Genomic DNA, 17,253 nt, shown 5'->3' on the forward strand with positions numbered 1-17,253 from the left:
AGTCGCCGACTTCGTCGGATGGCTCGCCACCAACCCTCGCTAGGAGCTGATCGCCATGCTGAATCCCGACGTACGCCGTGTCGTCGAGAGCAACGTCGTCGCCCACCTCGCCAGCGTGCTGCCCGACGGAGGTCCGCACGCCACTCCCCTGTGGGTCACCACTGTGGGCGACCACATCGCGTTCCTCACCGGGCCCGATTCCCAGAAGGCTCGCAACCTGCGGCGGGACCCGCGGGTTGCGCTCTCGATGACGTCGGCGGACAACGTCCTCGAGCCGATCATCCTGCGCGGCCGGGTGGTCGAGTGGCTCGAAGGCGCAGCCGCCTGGGAGATCGTCGACCAGATCGCGATGAAGTACATCGGCCAGCCCTACCCGCGCGAGGAGGAGCGTGTCATCGGCCTGGTCGAGGCCGAGCGTCAGCAGGTCGGGATGGGGTGAGCGCTACTTGTCCGTGGCGAAGGCTGCGTCGAAGGCCGCCGCGGGCTTGTCGAAGGCCAGGGCGCGGATGACGTTGACGGCCTCGGCGGCGCCGACCTTGCGTTCCATCCCGGCGTCCTCCCACTCGACCGAGATCGGGCCGTCGTACCCGATGGAGTTGAGGACGCGGAAGCAGTCCTCCCACTTCACGTCGCCGTGGCCGGTCGAGTAAAAGTCCCAGCCGCGCCGCGGGTCACCCCAGGGCAGGTGCGAGCCGAGCCGGCCGTTGCGGCCGCCGCCGGTCCGCATCCGGGTGTCCTTGCAGTCGACGTGGTAGATCCGGTCCTTGAAGTCCCACAGGAACGCGACCGGGTCGATGTCCTGCCAGACCATGTGGCTCGGGTCCCAGTTCAGCCCGAACGCCTCACGGTGACCGATCGCCTCCAGGGTGAGCTGGGTGGTCCAGTAGTCGTAGGCGATCTCCGACGGGTGCACCTCGTGCGCGAACCGGACGCCGACCTCGTCGAACACGTCGAGGATCGGGTTCCACCGGTCCGCGAAGTCCTGGTAGCCGGCCGCGATCCGCTCGGCCGGGACCGGCGGGAACATCGCGACGTACTGCCAGATCGACGAACCGGTGAAGCCGATCACCGTGTTCACGCCGAGCTTGGCCGCGGCCCGCGCGGTGTTCTTCAGGTCCTCGGCGGCCCGCTGCCGCACACCTTCGGGATCCCCGTCGCCCCACACCCGGGCCGGCACGATCGCCTGGTGCCGGAAGTCGATCGGGTCGTCGCAGACCGCCTGACCGACCAGGTGGTTGGAGATCGCGAAGACCTTCAGGTTGTACTTCGCCAGGATGTCGTGCCGGCCCTGGACGTAGGTGTCGTCCTCGACCGCCTGCTGGACGTCGAAGTGGTCACCCGAGCAGGCGATCTCGACGCCGTCGTACCCCGACTCTGACGCGAACTGGCAGACCTCCTCGAACGGCAGGTCGGCCCACTGGCCCGTGAACAACGTGATCGGACGTGGCATCTGACTGGCTCCTAAGAATTCTCGACGGTGATCCAGGCGCTGTCCGCGGCGGCCGACCGCAGTACGGCGTCGACCAGCCGGGCGGACCGCGCACCGGCGGCGAAATCGGGCAGGCCGTCCGGGCGGTCACCCAGGACGGCGGCATAGCTGTCGGCGACGAAACTGTCGAAGGCGTCCTGGTACCCCTGCGCATGCCCGGCCGGCAGCCGGTTCACCCGCGCCGCGGGCGGGCTGAGGGTCTCGGGATCCCGGGTCAGCAGCTGCGAAGCGGTCCGGCGGCCGACCCACAACCGCTCCGGGTCCTCCTGGTCGAAGCCGAAACTCGACTCGGTCCCGGAGACCTCGAGATAGAGGCGGTTCTTCCGGCCGGCCGCGACCTGGCTGACCACGATCGTGCCGACCACCCCGGCCTCGGTCCGGAACTGCGCGGTCGCCAGATCCTCGGTCCGGACCGCGACCCCGCCGCGTTCCGAACGAACGGTCCGCAACTGTGCGCTGATGGCCTGGATCCGGTCGCCGGTGACGAACTCGGTGAGGTCGCACCAGTGGGACCCGATGTCGGCGAACGTCCGGGACGGTCCGCCGGCCTCGTCGTCCACGCGCCAGTTCTGATCGTCCTCGCCGGCCAGCCAGTCCTGCAGGTACGACCCGTGCAGGCTCGTGATCACACCGGCTTCGCCCTCGGCGATCCGGGTCCGCAGCTCCCGGACCATCGGGTGGTAGCGGTAGACGAACGGCACCGTTCCGACTCGCCCGGCCTCGATGGCGGCCGCGTGCAAACCGGCCGCGTCCTGCACTGCGGTGGCGAGCGGCTTCTCGCAGACGACGTGTTTGCCGGCTTCCAGGGCCTGCAGCGTCACCGGGAGGTGCGTGTTGTTCGGCGTACAGACATGGACCACATCGATGTCGGCGGCAAGCAGTTCGTCGAGGTCCGCGAAGCCGCGCTCGGCTCCGGTCGCCTCGGCGGCGGCTTCGGCCCGGGCCGGCGTCGACCCGACCGCGCCGACGACCTGGGCACCCGCGACCAGGGCGGACCTGCCGTGGACACGGCCCATGAAGCCGCCGCCGACGATCCCGACCCGGAGCTTGCGCGCACTGGTGGACACGCTGAAGGACGCTATGTGACACTTTTGAACCCTGTCAAGCAAAAGTCCAGCGGCCCATCGACGGAAGTCCGGTCATGGGGCCTCCCGCCCTGGACTGAGGAATGTAGGGAGCGAAGCGACTGAAATGACGAGGGAAGGGCGGGAGTCAAAGCCCCATGACCGCGCCGGCGCCGAAGGCCCGGCCAAAGGCTCAGCATGAGTGATCTCGGTACGGCCGGAAGTGGCGCGGTACTGCGCCTGCTCCTCGACGGGCAGCCGCGAACGCGGGCCGAACTCATCGACCTCAGTGGACTGGCGAGGTCGACGGTGACCGGCCGGATCGAGGAGTTGGTCGCGGCCGGTCTCGTCGTACCGTCGGGTGAGGCGGCGTCGACCGGCGGACGGCCGCCGGCGCGGTTCCGGTTCAACCCGGCCGCACGGCTCATCCTGGCCGCGGACGTCGGCGCGACCCACCTGTCCGTCGCCCTCACCAACCTGACCGGCGACATCCTCGACCGGTCCACGATGCCCCTGAACATCGCCGAAGGACCCGAGGTTGTTCTGGGTGCGGTCGTGCGGTCCGGGCGTGCCTTGCTGAAGAAGGCGCGTCGGTCCGTCAACGACTTGGCCGGCACCGGCGTCGGACTGCCGGGCCCTGTCGAGCACAGCACGGGACGTCCGAACCATCCACCAATCATGCCGGGCTGGGATTCGTACGACGTCGTCGAACGGCTCAGCCGTGAACTCACCGGACCGGTGCTGGTCGACAACGACGTGAACATCATGGCCCTCGGCGAGCACGCGACCGAGTACGCCGACGTCGAGCACCTGCTGTTCGTGAAGGTCGCGACCGGAATCGGTGCGGGCGTGATCAGCGGTGGCCGGCTGCACCGAGGTGCCCAAGGCGCGGCCGGCGACATCGGGCACATCCAGGCCCCGGGCCGAACGGAACGCTGCCGCTGCGGCAACATCGGCTGTCTCGAGGCGGTGGCGTCGGCCGCGGCGATCGCCACCCAGCTCGAAGTCCAGGGCAGTCGGGACATCGTCGACCTGGTCCGCGCCGGCAACTCCATCGCGACAGCAGCCGTTCGCCAAGCGGGCCGGGAGATCGGCACCGTCCTGGCTGCCTGTGTCAGCCTGCTCAACCCGTCGGTGATCGTCGTCGGCGGCTCACTCTCCCAGGCCGGCGACAGCCTGTTGGCAGGGATCCGGGAAGCGATCTATGCCAGATCGTTGCCCCTGGCCACCACCGACCTTCGGGTGGTCACGTCACGATCGGGCCAGGACGCTGCCCTCCGCGGCGCCGCGACCCTCGTCCTTCAGCACCAGCTGACGGCCAACTGATCCACCAGCGCGAGGATCCGGTCGAGATACGGCCCACCGCGGGCCCGGCCGAACCCATGGCGCCTGCCGTGGAAGGCGGCCTGCACGGCCTGGAAGTGGGCCCACCTGCGGACGCGCTCGGGATCCAGCTCCGCGGCCTCCGCGAACACGTTCACCTCGTGGCGCAGCGTCATCATCAGATCCTCGGACTCGATCAGAGCCAGGGCACGAGGCTTGAGCATCGTCGCGCCGTCGTAGGCCGGATCTCCGACGTACCCCTTGGGATCGACAGCCAGCCACGGTTCGCGCTCGCCGCGGAGGATGTTGCGGGCATGGAAGTCGCCATGCATGAGGAGGTCCGGCTGTTCCCGGCCGAGTTCGTCGACGACGGCCAGCGCGGCGTCCACCGCAGCGGCGGGCACTGCGCCGGGAAAGTCCGCGACGCCCTGCCGCAGCTCCTCGGCCCAGCCGTCGGCCCGATCCGCCAGCCGCGGGAGCCGAGCAGGCGCCGGGATGGACAGCCGGCGACTGAGCTGTCCCGACACCGCCGCGATCTCGTCGCCGTCACCGAGCTCGCCCAGGGTCGAGTGGTGCGCTCGTTCCAGCAGCATGGCGAACCGCTCGTCGTCGCGTTCGTAGAGCAAGACGGCACCATCCCCACCCCATGCGGCGAACGCGTCCGGCTCGTGCACGTTGCCCGGATGCGGGAACGACAGCTTGATCACTGCGGGATCGGGAGCCAGCACGGGGACGATGACGCCGACCTGTCCGTGCACCACCTCGCCGTCCCGGACGCACTCCCAGCGCTCCAGCAGATCGGCCAGAATGCCAGGCAGCTCGGCCAGCCAGGCCGCACCCGCCTCACCCTCGCGGTCGATCGTGGACCGGGCGAAGGCTTCGGGGATCATCCCCAGCGTTCCGACTTGGCGGAGCGGGAGACAAGGCTGAAGAGCATGTCCTTCGGCGTCATCTCACCGGCCACGACCTTGGTGACGTGTTCGGCGATCGGCATCTCGACGTCGTGGTGGTGCGCGAGTTCGCTGATCGACGCGCAGGACTTGACGCCTTCGGCGACCTGCCGGGTCGCGCCGGCGATCTCGGCCACCGTCATCCCCTGACCGAGTTTCTCGCCGAAGGTCCGGTTGCGCGACAACGGCGACGAGCAGGTCGCGACCAGGTCGCCCAGACCGGCCAGGCCCGAGAACGTGTGCTCCTGCGCGCCGAGCGCCGTACCGAGGCGGGCGGTTTCGACCAGGCCGCGCGTGATCACGGACGCCCGGGCGTTGTCGCCGAAGCCGAGGCCGACGGCCATCCCGACGGCCAGGGCGATCACGTTCTTGGTCGCGCCGCCGAGCTCGCAGCCGATCACGTCGTTGTTCGTATACGGGCGGAACGTCTGCGAGTGGCACAACTTCTGCAACCGGGTCGCGGTCCCCTCGTCGGCACACGCGACCACCGACGCGGCCGGCTGTCCTTCGGCGATCTCGCGGGCCAGGTTCGGACCCGACACGACCGCGATCCGCTCCGGGCCGGCGCCGGTGAGCTCCGCGATCACCTCGCTCATCCGCTTCGTCGTACCGACCTCGACGCCCTTCATCAGGCTCACCAGGGGTACGGCGTTGGGCAGCACACCGGCCCAGTCGGTCAGGTTCTCCCGCAGCGACTGACTCGGCACCGCCAGTACGACGGCTTCCGCGCCATCGGCGGCCGCCGCCGGATCGTGGGTCGCGGTGATCGCGTCCGGGAGCCGCAGCCCGGGCAGATAGTCGGGGTTCTCGTGCCGGGTGTTGATCGCCTCGCACAGCGATTCACGCCGGCCCCAGATGGACACCTGGTTCCCCGCATTCGCCAGCACCGTGGCAAACGCCGTACCCCAGGATCCCGCCCCGAACACCGCAACCTTTGTCATGCTTTCTCCTCACCGTCGTCTGATCGGGCCTTGCGGAGGTCGAAGAGTTCTTTGGGCGGGGTCTCGCCGCGCAGCTCGCCGAGGGTCTCGGCGACCGCGTGCATGATCACCTCGGTTGCCTCGTGCAACAGCTCGTTCGTGATCGGCTTGTCCGTGAACGCGCTCAGGTCGACCGGTTTCCCGGCCCGCACCTTGATCGTCTTGCGCGGCAGCAGCCTGATCCTCGTCTTGCCGGTGTACGACCTGATCACCTCCTGCGCACCCCAGTTGGCGATCGGGATCACCGGGCAGCCGGTCCGCAGGGCGATCCGGGCGACCCCGGTCTTGCCCGACATCGGCCACAGGTCCGGGTCGCGGCTGATGGTGCCCTCGGGGTAGACGCCGACACATTCGCCCCGCTCGACCGCGGCGACGGCATCGCGGAAGGCGTCCGCGGCCTGGGTCGACTCCCGGTACACCGGGATCTGCCCGGCGCTGCTGATGATCCGGCCGGCGATCGGCAGCTTGAACACCGACGCCTTGCCCAGGAACCGCGGGATCCGCCGGCATTCCCAGATGTAGAACCCGAGCACCAGCGGGTCGAAATGGGAGATGTGATTCGGCGCGAACACCACGCCGCCGGACCGCGGCATGTTCTCCCGGCCGGTGAACTCCGGCTTGGTGAAGACGAGCATGAACGGTTTGACGATCGCGACCACCAGGCCGAACCAGAAGCCCCGGCGCGGCCGGGGGTCTGGCCTGTCACCGCGCGGACCGCCGTTCACTACTGCCTCCTGGTGCTCGTCACTGCCATCCGTCATGGGAGAATCCTGCCTGATGGCAGACCTACAGGTCGCTCCCTGGACCCTGGCGATCCCGGTGAAGCGTACGGCGATCGCGAAGAGCCGCCTCGCTGCGGCCTACCCCCAGCACCGTCCGGAGCTGGCCCGGTCCTTCGCTGTCGACACTACTGCGGCCGCCTTGGCCTCTCCCCTGGTCCGCGCCGTCCTGGTCGTCACCGATGACCCGGTCGTCGCCGCGGACGTCACCGCGGTGGGTGCGCGGGTGGTGCCGGACCTCCCGGGCGCGGGCCTCAACGAAGCCTTGCTGCATGGTGCCGCGGTCGCCGCGGCCGAGTTCCCGGACCACGGCGTCGTTGCCCTCTCCGCGGATCTCCCGGCGCTCCGGCCGGCCGAGCTGACCGCCGTACTGGCTGCCTGTGTGGCGCCGCGGTCGTTCGTGATCGACCTGCCCGGGACCGGTACGACGTTGCTCGCCGCGGCTCCCGGGGTCGCGCTGGATCCACGGTTCGGCGTGGGTTCCGCACTAGCCCACCAGGCCTCCGGCGCGGTCCCGATCGAGCTTTCCGGCATCGAGTCGGTACGCCGTGACGTCGACACGGCGGCCGATCTGGCCCACGCCGTACAACTCGGGGTGGGTCCGGCGACGGCCGACGTGATGTCACTGGTACTCGGTGCCGCCACCGGGACCGAGGGTCTAGCCTGCTGATATGCAAGGAACCGTGAGCCGCTACGACACCGAGACCTTCTCCGGTGCGGTCCTGACCGACCGAGGTGTCGAACTGCCCTTCACCGTGCACGCCGTCGCCGACACCCCGGTCCGCCATCTGCGCGTCGGCCAGCGGGTCCGGCTGCAGACCACCGGCTCCGGGGCGACGCTGGCGGTGACCAAGGTGGACTTCATCACCGAGCTGTAGAAGGTTGCCGAAGGCACCCCTCAGGACTCAGGACACGGCACTGTGCAAGACACGGCACTGTGCAGGACACGGCGAAGGCCGGTCGCCCCTGGAGTGGGGTGACCGGCCTTCGCTGGTGTTGCGGTGCTGCAGTGCTGAAGGTCAGCGAGAAGCTGCGCGCTTCGCCGGAGCCTTCTTGGCGGGGGCCTTCTTGGCCGGCGCCTTCTTGGCGACGGTCGCCTTCTTGACCGGTGCCTTCTTGGCAACGGTCTTGGCCGGGGCCTTCTTGGCCGGTGCCTTCTTGGCAACGGTCTTGGCCGGGGCCTTCTTGGCCGGAGCCTTCTTGGCAACGGTCTTGGTCGCCGCGGCCTTGGCCGGAGCGGCCTTCTTGGCCGGAGCGGCCGCCTTGGTGGCGGTCGCGGCCGGCTTCGGCACGACGAGCTTCGGCAGCTTCTTCGCACCGGAGACAACGGCCTTCAGCTCCGCACCCGCGCGGAACTTCGGAACCACGGTCTTCTTGGCACGCTTGGTCTCACCGGTCCGCGGGTTGCGCACGATGCGCGCGCCACGCTCGATGGCCTCGAAGGCACCGAAACCGGTGATGGCGACCTTGCCACCCTTCTTGGTCAGCTCGCGCTCCACGGTGTCGATCACCGATTCCAAAGCGTGCTGGGCCTGGCGGCGGTTTCCGTCGAAGTGCACTGCGAGCGCTTCGACCAACTGGCTCTTGTTCACTGCTTCCCTCCGTGAACGTAGGCGTCGAGCACAGCGCTCGATCTCACAGGAACGTTATGGACTCAACACGCCGTTCACAAACACCAACGCGGCAATTCGGCCTTGTTTTGGGCGATTCGTGCCACAATTTGGCCCGATCCGGCCCTTCTGGCGTCCCGAATCCCCTTCAGAGCAACGAACCGATGCCCATCCGTGACCGGCTAGCGACGCTTGCCGCGCACGAATCGCAGCCCCGATTGGGCCGTGTCGAGCCCCCTGGTGACGGCCGAGTCGCCCTTCCTGGCACGCAACTCGGCCGCCACCTTCCCGAGCAGCCAGTCCAGCAACGGTACGGCGATCGCCAGCACGGCCCACATGATCAGGCGCCGGCGCAGGAACAACCACATGGTCCGCCTCCAAGGTCTTCAGGTGTCTGAAGACTAGTGCCCGCGTTGGGCGCCGGGCATTCAGAGCCAGCTGAGCCGCTTGAAGATCACGTACAGACCGCCGCACACCAACCCCATCAGGCCGACCGCGAACGGGTAGCCGTACTGCCAGTGCAGCTCGGGCATGTGGTCGAAGTTCATCCCGTAGACGGTGCCGATCAAGGTCGGTGCGAACAGGATGGCCGCCCACGCGGAGATCTTCTTGACCTCTTCGTTCTGCGCGCTGCTGGCGATCGCGAGGCTCTTCATCTCCTCGTTCTGCTGCTGGGCGACCAGCGTCGCGTTCACGGTCAGGATGTCGCGCAGCAGTTCGCGGAACCCGCCGACCTTCTCCACCACCTCGGTGACGTGGTCGGCGACGTCACGCAACGAGCGCTGCAGTTCCTCGTCGATCCCGTACTTCTCGAATCCGCCACGCAACTGCTCCAGCATGCCGACCAGCGGCCGGGTCGCGCGCTGGAACTCGATCACCTCACGGGACAGCTCGTAGATGCGCCGCGACACCTTCGGGTCGCCGCGGAACACCTCGGTCTCGATCTCGTCGATGTCGTTCTCCAGGCCGGCCACCACCGGTGCGTACCCGTCGACGACCTTGTCCATGATCGCGTAGAGCACGGCCTCGGTCCCGCGGTTGAGCAACTCGGGGTCGCGCTCGACCCGGCGTCGTACCGCGGCCAGATTGGGCGCCTCGGCATGCCGGACCGTCACCACGAAGTCCGGGCCGACGAACACGTGCACCTCGCCGAACTCGACCTCCTCGGTCGCGTCCCGGTAGCGGGCGGCCTTCAGGACCACGAACAACGTCTCGCCGTACCGCTCGAGCTTCGGCCGCTGATGCGCCTGGATGGCGTCCTCGATCGCCAGCTCGTGCAGGTCGAACTCCTGTGCCAATGAGGCGAGTTCGCGCCGGTCCGGCCGGTACAGGCCGATCCAGGCCAGGCTCTTCGGCGACTTGTGCAGGACGCGATAGGTGTCGGCCAGCGACTCCGGCGACGCGACCCGGCGGCCGTCGCTGTAGATCGCACTGTCGACGACACTGTGCCCGTTGGGCTTCGGGGTGGTGTCGCGGACCGGCTGCTCGGCCGGCGGCTGGATGGCGCGGCGGGAGGCGGCGCGGTTCGACGGGGTGCGGCTGAACGCCCGGAGCGTGCGCGTGCGCAGGTCGGACATGAGTCCTCCAGATGCGGTGTTGCGGGTGTATGTGGGCACACGTCTGCCCGACCCCGCGGCACCCGGGCCGCATCAAGAGAGAAGGAGCGTCAGCCTCTCGAAGGTCGAGCGAGATCGGTATGTCTGGAGGGATCGCTGTTCATGAGCGCCTCACCTCCCAGATCTCGCAAGCCTTGTACTGACAACCCCGCAAGGGTAACACCAGAGTTATCGCCTCCGATGTTCTGTCCGTTACACAAAGGTTTCGCCCACCCCCGCGGTGGGGATGGGCGAAAGCTTCGCGGTTCGGTCAGGCCTTGGCGGGCAGCGTGGCCGGCTTGAAGGACGGCCGGGTCGCTTCGTAGGCGGAGATGTCGGCCTCGTGCGACAAGGTGATGCCGACGTCGTCGAGACCGTTCAGCAGCCGGTACCGGGTGTAGTCGTCGATGTCGAACGGCGCGGACACGTCACCGGCCGAGATCGTCTTGTTCTCCAGGTCCACCGTGACCTTGGTGCCCGGGTCGGCCTCGATCGTGGTCCACAACTGCTCCACGACCTCCTGTGTCACCAGGGCCGCGAGCAGCCCGGCCTTGCCCGAGTTGCCGCGGAAGATGTCGCCGAACCGCGACGACACCACGACCCGGAACCCGTAGTCGAGCAACGCCCAGACCGCGTGCTCCCGCGACGATCCGGTGCCGAAGTCGGGACCGGCGACGAGCACCGAGACGCCCGCGTAGTCAGGCTGGTTGAGGACGAACTCGGGGTCGTTGCGCCAGGCGGCGAACAGGCCGTCCTCGAACCCGGTCCGGGTGACCCGCTTCAGGTAGACGGCCGGGATGATCTGGTCGGTGTCGACGTTGCTGCGGCGCAGCGGGGCCGCCGTACCGATGTGCTGGGTGAAGGCTTCCATTCTTCTGCTCCTCAGACGTTCTCGGGTACGGCGACGTCCAGCGGCTGCAGGTCCGCCGGGGCCGCGAGCGTTCCGGTGACGGCGGTCGCGGCGGCGACCAGCGGCGAGACCAGGTGGGTGCGGCCGCCCTTGCCCTGCCGGCCTTCGAAGTTCCGGTTGGAGGTGGAGGCGCTGCGCTCCCCCGGGGCCAGTTGGTCCGGGTTCATACCCAGACACATCGAGCAGCCCGCGCCGCGCCACTCGGCGCCGGCGTCCTTGAAGATCCGGTCCAGCCCCTCGGCCTCGGCCTGCAACCGGACCCGGCCGGAGCCGGGAACCACGAGCATCCTGGTGCCCTCGGCAACCTTCCGGCCGGCCAGCACCCCGGCGGCGGCCCGCAGGTCCTCGATCCGGCCGTTGGTGCACGAGCCCAGGAAGACCGTGTCCACGTGGATCTCGCGCATCGGCGTACCGGCGGTCAGGCCCATGTACTCCAGCGCGCGCTCGGCCGCGACCTTGTCGTTCTCGTTGTCGAAGTCGTCCGGCGACGGCACGTTCTCCGACAGCGGGATGCCCTGGCCCGGGTTGGTGCCCCAGGTGACGAACGGGGCGATGTCCTCGGCGCGCAGTACGACCTCACGGTCGAAGGTGGCGTCCTCGTCGGTGGCCAGGCTCTTCCAGTACTCGACCGCGGCCTCCCAGTCGACACCCTGCGGCGCGTGCGGCTTGTCCTTCAGGTAGGCGAACGTGGTCTCGTCCGGCGCGATCATGCCGGCCTTCGCGCCCCACTCGATCGACATGTTGCAGATCGTCATCCGGGCTTCCATGCTCAGCGCCCGGATCGCCTCGCCGCGGTACTCGACGATGTAGCCCTGGCCGCCGCCGGTGCCGACCTGCGCGATCAGCGCCAGCACCAGGTCCTTGGCCGAGACCCCGTCGGGCAGGACGCCGTCGACCGTGACGGCCATCGTCTTCGGCCGGGCTTGCATCAGCGTCTGGGTGGCCAGCACGTGCTCGACCTCGCTGGTACCGATGCCGAAGGCAATCGCGCCGAACGCGCCGTGGGTGGAGGTGTGGCTGTCACCGCAGACCACGGTCATCCCGGGCTGGGTCAGGCCGAGCTGCGGGCCGATCACGTGCACGACGCCCTGGTCCGGGTCGCCGAGGGTGTGGATCCGGATGCCGAACTCCTCGGCGTTGCGGCGCAGCGTGTCCACCTGGGTCCGCGACACCGGGTCGGCGATCGGTTTGTCCACGTCGAAGGTCGGGACGTTGTGGTCCTCGGTGGCGATCGTCAGGTCCGGGCGCCGGACCGGACGGCCGGCCAGCCGGAGTCCGTCGAAGGCCTGCGGACTGGTCACCTCGTGCACCAGGTGGAGGTCGATGTAGAGGAGGTCGGGCTCTCCGTCGGCATGGCGCACAACGTGCGCATCCCAGACCTTTTCCGACAACGTCCTACCCATCAGACTTCTCCTTTGAGGTATTTGCTGGGTGCTATCGCTCACAGTGCTCTCGATTGGGTCACCGAAGCGACTTGCGTTCCACGATTCGAGACGGCAATATCGTCTCATGGACAACTCTAGCGGAGTCGGCGTTCTCGACAAAGCAGCCCTCGTTCTGTCCGCGCTCGAGTCCGGGCCGGCGACCCTGGCCGGACTGGTCGCGGCCACCGGGCTGGCCCGCCCGACCGCGCACCGGCTGGCGGTGGCGCTCGAGCACCACCGGCTGGTCGGCCGGGACATGCAGGGACGATTCGTGCTCGGTCCGCGACTCAGCGAGTTGGCCTCGGCGGCAGGTGAGGACCGGCTGCTGGCGACCGCCGGCCCGGTGCTGGCGCGACTGCGCGACATCACGGGTGAGTCGGCGCAGCTGTTCCGGCGGCAGGGTGAGTACCGCGTCTGTGTCGCGGCCGCCGAGCGCCCGTCCGGTCTGCGCGACACGGTTCCGGTCGGCAGCCAGCTGACCATGGCGGCCGGGTCGGCTGCCCAAATACTGCTTGCCTGGGAGGACCCGGAGCGGATGCACCGCGGCCTCCACAACGCGACCTTCAACGCGGCCGCGCTGGCCGGCGTACGGCGTCGCGGCTGGGCCCACTCGGTCGGCGAACGCGAGCAGGGCGTCGCGTCCGTCTCGGCCCCGGTCCGCTCCCCCAGCGGCAAGGTGATCGCCGCCGTCTCCGTCTCCGGCCCGATCGAACGCCTCTCCCGCCAGCCCGGCCGCATGCACGCCCCCGCCGTCATGGCCGCCGCCGAACGCCTCTCCGAAGCCCTCCGCCGCGCCTCCGAGTAACCGCCGCGCGTCCGAGTAACAGTCGCGCTCCAAGTACTAGAGAGGCCACACCTGACCGGTGCCGCTGTCGATCAGCGCGGCATGGTCAGCAGTCGTCTCGAGCGGCAGCACGTCGTACACGGCGGCCGCCAGGATCGGCAACGCGACCAGTGGCACGCGAGGTGCGAGGGTGCAATGTGGCACCCAGCGCCCTGGTTGGTAGTGCCGGTGCAGATCGGCTCCCGTTCCGGTGACCGCCGACACCACTTGCTGCTGACGTTCCAGCACCTCCACGCCGACCACCGGCACCAGCCACGCCCGACCACGCCGGAACGTCCCGAGCGCATCGAAGTACAACCCGACAGGCCCGCCGTCCATCAGCGGCTGAACGGCTTTCATCACCTTGTCGTGATCCCACTCCCGCAGCACCGCGAGAGACAGGTGCGGCACGTGCCGGCCGTGCGTGTGCGACTTCAGCGTCGGTACGCCGAGATCCTCCAACCGGTCCCACAAGGCCCGCAGGATCCGGTCGGAGCGGCGGTCGAAGAGCAGGCAGACGGCCAGCGCCATGACAGCACAGTACGTCGGGGCGTTGTGCGCGAGGCGTGACGAGATCACGATGGGCATGGGAGGTGCCGTATGCGGGAGTTGCTCACGACCGGGTGGAAGATGCTCGTCGTCCGCGGGGTGATCGGGATCGTCTTCGGGATCCTGGCGATCGTCTGGCCGCTCGAGACCGCCGTCGCGCTGGCGTTGCTCTGGGGTTTCTGGGCGTTGATGGACGGCGTGGGTCTGCTGGCTCAGGCGTTCCAGCCGGAAGGGCAGGGCAGCCGGGTCTGGCTGGTGCTGATGGGGGTGATCGCACTCGTCGCGGCGTTCTTCGCGATCTTCAGCCCGGCAGTGACCGCGAAGGCGCTGACCTGGATCCTCGGCATCTGGCTGATCGTGCGCGGTCTCTTCGAGGTGGTCGGAGCCTTCGGCAGCAACCGGACCCGACCACGCGGACTGCTCCTGCTGAGTGCCGCGCTGTCGATCCTGCTGGGCATCCTCTTCGTCGCCAACCCCGGCGCGGCCGCTGTCGGCATCGCGGTGTTCCTCGGCGTCGTCGCGCTGATGTGGGGTGCGGTCTTCGTCCTCGGCGGCCTCGCCCTGCGCCGCGAACTCACCGCCGGTGAAACCAGCAGCGCGGCCCCCAGCGGACCGGCCTGACGGCGGGCCTGCGGTGGCGTTGCGTGTTGTCTTCGCGGATGACAACTTCCTCGTGCGTGAAGGCATCTCGGCGCTCCTCACCGAGGCCGAGGACGTCGAGCTCGTCGACGTGGTCACCGATCCGGCGGCACTGCTGGAGTCGGTGGCCCGGTACCGGCCGGACGCCGTACTGACCGACATCCGGATGCCCCCGACGTTCACGACCGAGGGCATCGACGCCGCCAAGCGGATCCGGGCCGACCACCCGTCGATCGGAGTCGTCGTGCTGTCGCAGTACGTCGAGGAGGACTACGCGTTCGACCTGCTGTCCGAGGGCGTCGCCGGCCTCGGCTACCTGCTGAAGGAGCGGGTGTCGCAGCGCGACGAACTGCTGCGCGCCCTGTACGACGTCGCGCGCGGCGGCTCCGTCCTCGATTCCAGGGTCGTCGAGGGTCTGCTGGCGCGAAAGGCGCAGGAAACGCGGTCACCCTTGCCCGGCCTGACCGACCGGGAGCGCGAGGTGCTCCAGGAACTCGCCGCCGGCCGCAGCAACGAGGCGACGGCCAAAGCCCTGTTCATGAGCACCCGGGCCGTCGAGAAACACATCAGCTCGCTGTTCCAGAAACTCGGCCTGGCCGACGAGTCCGACGTCAACCGCCGCGTCATGGCCGTCCTCGCCTTCCTCGAAGCGACCGGTGGGCCGGCCGGCCGCTGACGCCGGTGGGGGTCAGCCGCACCAGTCCGGGCGGACAGCACGATGTCGCCTCGCTGGCTTGTCCCCCACGATGGCTGTCAGGAGGTGAGCAAGTGGCCGAGGTACGTGTGCTGATCGTGGACGACCAGGAGCCGTTCCGGCGGGCGATCGCCGCGGTCGTGTCGGAGACCGACGGTTTCGTCGTCGTCGCGTCCACGTCGTCCGGCGAGGCAGCGCTGCTCGCGGTCACCAGGCTGCGCCCGGGCCTCGTGCTCATGGACGTCAACCTGCCCGGTATCGACGGCATCGAGGCCACCCGGCAGATCACCAGGGACGCCGACCCGCCGGTCGTCGTACTGCTGTCGACCTATGACCGGGACGAGTTCGACCTCTCCGGGTGTGGAGCCGCGTCGTACCTGTCCAAGGCAGCGTTCGGTCCGGACCTGCTCACCGCTGCGTGGGCTCGCCGGGATCAACCGGAATGCTGACCGACAGCAGACCGGCCACATCGAGCTCCAGCCGCCCGCCCGCCGCCTCGACCCGGTCGACAAGCGCCTGTACGTCGATCTGATCGCCGGCGAGGCCACGGATCTGCACCACGAGCTCCGCAGCCACCACCCGGAGGTCGATCCGGGTCGTCACGGACCCGGCGCGCACCGCCTCGACACAGCAGAAGTAGACGGCCGCCTCGACCCTGGAGGGGAACCGCCGGTCGGCCGACGGCTCGACGTGCAGAGCGGCCGCCTGACCGTCGCGCGCCAAGTGTGACCGGAGTGCGCGGGCCAGCCCGGCCCGGGCCAGCTGGGTGGGGAACAGCCCTCGGGTCAGTGCCCGCAACGACTCGAGTGCCGCATTCGTCTCGTCGACGAGCTGCTCGAGCTCGTCCGCCGCCGCACTCCCCGATCTCGCCACGCTCAGACGGCTCAACCGCTCGGGCATCGGCTGCAGATGGGACAGCACGTCGCGGGAGATCGCGGACTCCAGGCGGCGGCGCGCGGCGTCGTCGGCCGCGATGATCCTTCGCCGGGACTCCGCCAGCGCCTCGGTGGTGTGGTCGAGGGCGGCCACGTGCTCCGCCAGCTCGGCCTCCATCGCGGCGTTGCGGAATGCCAGCGCGGTCTGGTCGGCCAGATCCTGCAGCAGTCGCTCGTCCGCGGGCCGGAGCCCGCGACCCTTCGGCATCGTGACGCCGATGCTGCCAAGGGTGTCGCCACCCTGCCGGACAGGCACCTGGTAGTCCGGTGGTCCGTCGGCCGGGCCGGGCCAGACGTCGGAGATTCCCGCCTGGCCGGGAACCTGCAGGACCGCGGTGGACGACTGCGCGGACACCGCGCGCCCGGCCGCTTCGGCGACAGCGGGCAGCAACGCGTCGGGTGAGGGCGGTTCCGTGAGGCGACGGCTGAAGTCGGACAGCGCCTCGTAGGGCAACGCCCTGGCCCCGTAAGCCAGCCGGTTGGCGAACCTGACAACCCGTTGGCGGAGCGGCTGGAAGGCGAGCGCGACCAGCACGGTGGCAAGCAGCGACAACCAGAATCCACTGGTCCGGGTGTTGAGCAGCGCGGCGACCGCAAGGACCAGACCGACGTAGCCGACCCCGGCAAAGATGGTGCCCAGGGCAAGTACGACGGCCCGGTTGATGATCAGATCCAGATCGAACAGCCGGTAGCGCAGGACCGCGACGGCGAACAGCAGCGGCAGACAGAAGTAGGAGACGAACAGCGGGAGGCTCGAGATCCAGGTCTGCCGGCCGCCGTTGAGCAGTTGGACGACGAGCAGGTGGATGAAGCTCAGGGCAACGAACGCCGCAGACAGCGCGATCAGTCGCAGTTGCTGCCGCTGCACTCCCCGGCTGTGCCGCAGCCGGAGCACCATCGACACCATCGCGGCGATCAGGGCACCGGCGATGAACGGCAACCCCACGACGGGCAGCAGAGCGCCGATCGGCCCGGCGTCCTGCCGGTCGATGTCGAACTCGGTCGGCGAGAGGGTGAGCAGGCCTCCGACGTAGGCGGCGTACCCCACCAACGACGCGGCGACCGCGGCGCGCCAACGGCGGGACAGGAGCCGGCCGTCCGGCGCGACCAGGAAGAGGATGGCCAGCGCGGCCAAGGAGAGGTATCCGCCCAGCACGGCGGAGATCCAGCCCGCGATTCCGCCGAGGCTCCGGGAACCCGGACCGTCGGCCGTGGCCACCCACACGCCGTAAGCCTCGGTCAGCAACGAGATCGAGGAGAGGAAGCCGATCAGGCAGAGCAGCCAGCCGATCGGGTGCCGCGCCCACCGTGTCACGATCAGCGCACCCATCGCCGAGCACCCCACGACCGCGGCGGTGACGAACGGGAAACCGTGGATGGCGACGGCTTCCTCGGACAGCAGCCCGCGGTAGGCCGAGGTGACCCAGACGTCGGCGCCGGCGATGAGCACGGTGAGCGCCGTCAGTACCCAGGCCACTCGCGCGTGCAT

20 protein-coding genes are annotated in these 17,253 nt (G+C 69.3%); 8 read left to right on the forward strand and 12 right to left on the reverse strand.

From position 1 onward, the window contains the following. The first annotated feature begins 55 nt into the window (after positions 1 to 55). Positions 56 to 439, forward strand: coding sequence for a pyridoxamine 5'-phosphate oxidase family protein (locus ACGFIF_RS22980; RefSeq protein ID WP_393157104.1), 384 nt, complete (start codon positions 56 to 58; stop codon positions 437 to 439). A gap of 3 nt (positions 440 to 442) precedes the next feature. Here ACGFIF_RS22980 and ACGFIF_RS22985 read toward each other — a convergent pair whose 3' ends face one another. Both ACGFIF_RS22985 and ACGFIF_RS22990 read right to left on the reverse strand, forming a co-directional pair. After that, positions 443 to 1,450, reverse strand: coding sequence for a sugar phosphate isomerase/epimerase family protein (locus ACGFIF_RS22985; RefSeq protein ID WP_393157106.1), 1,008 nt, complete (start codon positions 1,448 to 1,450; stop codon positions 443 to 445). An 11-nt stretch (positions 1,451 to 1,461) separates the two neighbouring features. After that, a complete protein-coding gene (locus ACGFIF_RS22990; RefSeq protein WP_393157108.1) occupies positions 1,462 to 2,556 on the reverse strand; it encodes a Gfo/Idh/MocA family protein in 1,095 nt (364 codons plus the stop codon). Positions 2,557 to 2,751: 195 nt separating this feature from the next. On the opposite strand from ACGFIF_RS22990, the gene ACGFIF_RS22995 reads away from it, so the two are divergent. Beyond that, positions 2,752 to 3,879: an ROK family protein gene (locus ACGFIF_RS22995; RefSeq protein WP_393157110.1), complete on the forward strand. Its 1,128-nt coding sequence runs from the start codon at positions 2,752 to 2,754 to the stop codon at positions 3,877 to 3,879. Here the strand turns inward: ACGFIF_RS22995 and ACGFIF_RS23000 are convergent. From ACGFIF_RS23000 to ACGFIF_RS23010, 3 genes are read right to left on the reverse strand one after another with little or no spacing between them, the layout of a single operon-like run. Beyond that, positions 3,855 to 4,766 carry an aminoglycoside phosphotransferase family protein gene (locus tag ACGFIF_RS23000; protein WP_393157112.1) on the reverse strand — a complete coding sequence of 304 codons (912 nt, stop codon included), beginning with the start codon at positions 4,764 to 4,766 and terminating at the stop codon, positions 3,855 to 3,857. The genes ACGFIF_RS22995 and ACGFIF_RS23000 overlap by 25 nt on opposite strands. After that, positions 4,763 to 5,767: an NAD(P)H-dependent glycerol-3-phosphate dehydrogenase gene (locus tag ACGFIF_RS23005; protein ID WP_393157113.1), complete on the reverse strand. Its 1,005-nt coding sequence runs from the start codon at positions 5,765 to 5,767 to the stop codon at positions 4,763 to 4,765. The genes ACGFIF_RS23000 and ACGFIF_RS23005 overlap by 4 nt, the downstream gene beginning before the upstream one ends. After that, positions 5,764 to 6,567, reverse strand: coding sequence for a lysophospholipid acyltransferase family protein (locus ACGFIF_RS23010; protein ID WP_393157115.1), 804 nt, complete (start codon positions 6,565 to 6,567; stop codon positions 5,764 to 5,766). Before ACGFIF_RS23010 ends, ACGFIF_RS23005 begins: the two co-directional genes overlap by 4 nt. Positions 6,568 to 6,583: 16 nt before the next feature. Here ACGFIF_RS23010 and cofC point away from each other — a divergent pair, with 16 nt between their 5' ends. Next, positions 6,584 to 7,255: a 2-phospho-L-lactate guanylyltransferase gene (cofC, locus tag ACGFIF_RS23015; RefSeq protein ID WP_393157117.1), complete on the forward strand. Its 672-nt coding sequence runs from the start codon at positions 6,584 to 6,586 to the stop codon at positions 7,253 to 7,255. 1 nt (position 7,256) lies between these two features. After that, on the forward strand, positions 7,257 to 7,463 hold the full coding sequence (locus ACGFIF_RS23020; protein WP_393157119.1) for a hypothetical protein: 207 nt from the start codon (positions 7,257 to 7,259) through the stop codon (positions 7,461 to 7,463). A 141-nt stretch (positions 7,464 to 7,604) separates the two neighbouring features. Here ACGFIF_RS23020 and ACGFIF_RS23025 read toward each other — a convergent pair whose 3' ends face one another. The 5 genes from ACGFIF_RS23025 to leuC form a co-directional block, all read right to left on the reverse strand. Then, on the reverse strand, positions 7,605 to 8,177 hold the full coding sequence (locus ACGFIF_RS23025; protein ID WP_393157120.1) for an HU family DNA-binding protein: 573 nt from the start codon (positions 8,175 to 8,177) through the stop codon (positions 7,605 to 7,607). A 200-nt stretch (positions 8,178 to 8,377) separates the two neighbouring features. Continuing rightward, positions 8,378 to 8,563, reverse strand: a complete 186-nt coding sequence (locus ACGFIF_RS23030; protein ID WP_393157122.1) for a hypothetical protein — start codon at positions 8,561 to 8,563, stop codon at positions 8,378 to 8,380. Positions 8,564 to 8,623: 60 nt separating this feature from the next. Continuing rightward, on the reverse strand, positions 8,624 to 9,772 hold the full coding sequence (gene corA, locus ACGFIF_RS23035; RefSeq protein ID WP_393157124.1) for a magnesium/cobalt transporter CorA: 1,149 nt from the start codon (positions 9,770 to 9,772) through the stop codon (positions 8,624 to 8,626). Positions 9,773 to 10,061: 289 nt separating this feature from the next. After that, positions 10,062 to 10,661 (reverse strand): 3-isopropylmalate dehydratase small subunit, encoded by a 600-nt coding sequence (gene leuD, locus ACGFIF_RS23040; RefSeq protein WP_393157126.1) that lies wholly within the window; start codon positions 10,659 to 10,661, stop codon positions 10,062 to 10,064. 11 nt (positions 10,662 to 10,672) lie between these two features. Continuing rightward, positions 10,673 to 12,103 carry a 3-isopropylmalate dehydratase large subunit gene (gene leuC / locus ACGFIF_RS23045; RefSeq protein ID WP_393157127.1) on the reverse strand — a complete coding sequence of 477 codons (1,431 nt, stop codon included), beginning with the start codon at positions 12,101 to 12,103 and terminating at the stop codon, positions 10,673 to 10,675. 106 nt (positions 12,104 to 12,209) lie between these two features. Here leuC and ACGFIF_RS23050 point away from each other — a divergent pair, with 106 nt between their 5' ends. Next, positions 12,210 to 12,929, forward strand: coding sequence for an IclR family transcriptional regulator (locus tag ACGFIF_RS23050; RefSeq protein ID WP_012922430.1), 720 nt, complete (start codon positions 12,210 to 12,212; stop codon positions 12,927 to 12,929). Between the two features lie 36 nt (positions 12,930 to 12,965). Here ACGFIF_RS23050 and ACGFIF_RS23055 read toward each other — a convergent pair whose 3' ends face one another. Then, a complete protein-coding gene (locus tag ACGFIF_RS23055) occupies positions 12,966 to 13,535 on the reverse strand; it encodes a 2'-5' RNA ligase family protein (RefSeq protein ID WP_393157130.1) in 570 nt (189 codons plus the stop codon). 12 nt (positions 13,536 to 13,547) lie between these two features. Here ACGFIF_RS23055 and ACGFIF_RS23060 point away from each other — a divergent pair, with 12 nt between their 5' ends. From ACGFIF_RS23060 to ACGFIF_RS23070, 3 genes are all read left to right on the forward strand, one after another. Next, complete coding sequence (locus ACGFIF_RS23060) at positions 13,548 to 14,117, forward strand: HdeD family acid-resistance protein (protein WP_393157131.1); 570 nt, start codon at positions 13,548 to 13,550, stop codon at positions 14,115 to 14,117. A gap of 13 nt (positions 14,118 to 14,130) precedes the next feature. Next, a complete protein-coding gene (locus ACGFIF_RS23065) occupies positions 14,131 to 14,811 on the forward strand; it encodes a response regulator (protein ID WP_393157133.1) in 681 nt (226 codons plus the stop codon). Positions 14,812 to 14,903: 92 nt separating this feature from the next. Further along, positions 14,904 to 15,278, forward strand: a complete 375-nt coding sequence (locus tag ACGFIF_RS23070) for a response regulator transcription factor (protein ID WP_393157134.1) — start codon at positions 14,904 to 14,906, stop codon at positions 15,276 to 15,278. Here ACGFIF_RS23070 and ACGFIF_RS23075 read toward each other — a convergent pair. Further along, entirely contained in the window at positions 15,238 to 17,253 is a 2,016-nt protein-coding gene (locus ACGFIF_RS23075) for a hypothetical protein (protein ID WP_393157136.1), read from the reverse strand. The genes ACGFIF_RS23070 and ACGFIF_RS23075 overlap by 41 nt on opposite strands.

It is taken from the genome of Kribbella sp. NPDC049174 (assembly GCF_043197365.1).
Lineage (GTDB): Bacteria > Actinomycetota > Actinomycetes > Propionibacteriales > Kribbellaceae > Kribbella.

Coding starts and splice junctions, on each gene's coding strand:
- corA (WP_393157124.1), bottom strand. CDS start 9,772: ATGTCCGACCTGCGCACGCGCACGCTCCGGGCGTTCAGCCGCACCCCG.
- ACGFIF_RS23075 (WP_393157136.1), bottom strand. CDS start 17,253: ATGCACGCGCGAGTGGCCTGGGTACTGACGGCGCTCACCGTGCTCATC.
- ACGFIF_RS23020 (WP_393157119.1), top strand. CDS start 7,257: ATGCAAGGAACCGTGAGCCGCTACGACACCGAGACCTTCTCCGGTGCG.
- ACGFIF_RS23010 (WP_393157115.1), bottom strand. CDS start 6,567: ATGACGGATGGCAGTGACGAGCACCAGGAGGCAGTAGTGAACGGCGGT.
- ACGFIF_RS23050 (WP_012922430.1), top strand. CDS start 12,210: ATGGACAACTCTAGCGGAGTCGGCGTTCTCGACAAAGCAGCCCTCGTT.
- ACGFIF_RS23060 (WP_393157131.1), top strand. CDS start 13,548: ATGCGGGAGTTGCTCACGACCGGGTGGAAGATGCTCGTCGTCCGCGGG.
- leuC (WP_393157127.1), bottom strand. CDS start 12,103: ATGGGTAGGACGTTGTCGGAAAAGGTCTGGGATGCGCACGTTGTGCGC.
- ACGFIF_RS23055 (WP_393157130.1), bottom strand. CDS start 13,535: ATGCCCATCGTGATCTCGTCACGCCTCGCGCACAACGCCCCGACGTAC.
- ACGFIF_RS22980 (WP_393157104.1), top strand. CDS start 56: ATGCTGAATCCCGACGTACGCCGTGTCGTCGAGAGCAACGTCGTCGCC.
- ACGFIF_RS23030 (WP_393157122.1), bottom strand. CDS start 8,563: ATGTGGTTGTTCCTGCGCCGGCGCCTGATCATGTGGGCCGTGCTGGCG.
- leuD (WP_393157126.1), bottom strand. CDS start 10,661: ATGGAAGCCTTCACCCAGCACATCGGTACGGCGGCCCCGCTGCGCCGC.
- ACGFIF_RS22995 (WP_393157110.1), top strand. CDS start 2,752: ATGAGTGATCTCGGTACGGCCGGAAGTGGCGCGGTACTGCGCCTGCTC.
- ACGFIF_RS23000 (WP_393157112.1), bottom strand. CDS start 4,766: ATGATCCCCGAAGCCTTCGCCCGGTCCACGATCGACCGCGAGGGTGAG.
- ACGFIF_RS23005 (WP_393157113.1), bottom strand. CDS start 5,767: ATGACAAAGGTTGCGGTGTTCGGGGCGGGATCCTGGGGTACGGCGTTT.
- cofC (WP_393157117.1), top strand. CDS start 6,584: ATGGCAGACCTACAGGTCGCTCCCTGGACCCTGGCGATCCCGGTGAAG.
- ACGFIF_RS22985 (WP_393157106.1), bottom strand. CDS start 1,450: ATGCCACGTCCGATCACGTTGTTCACGGGCCAGTGGGCCGACCTGCCG.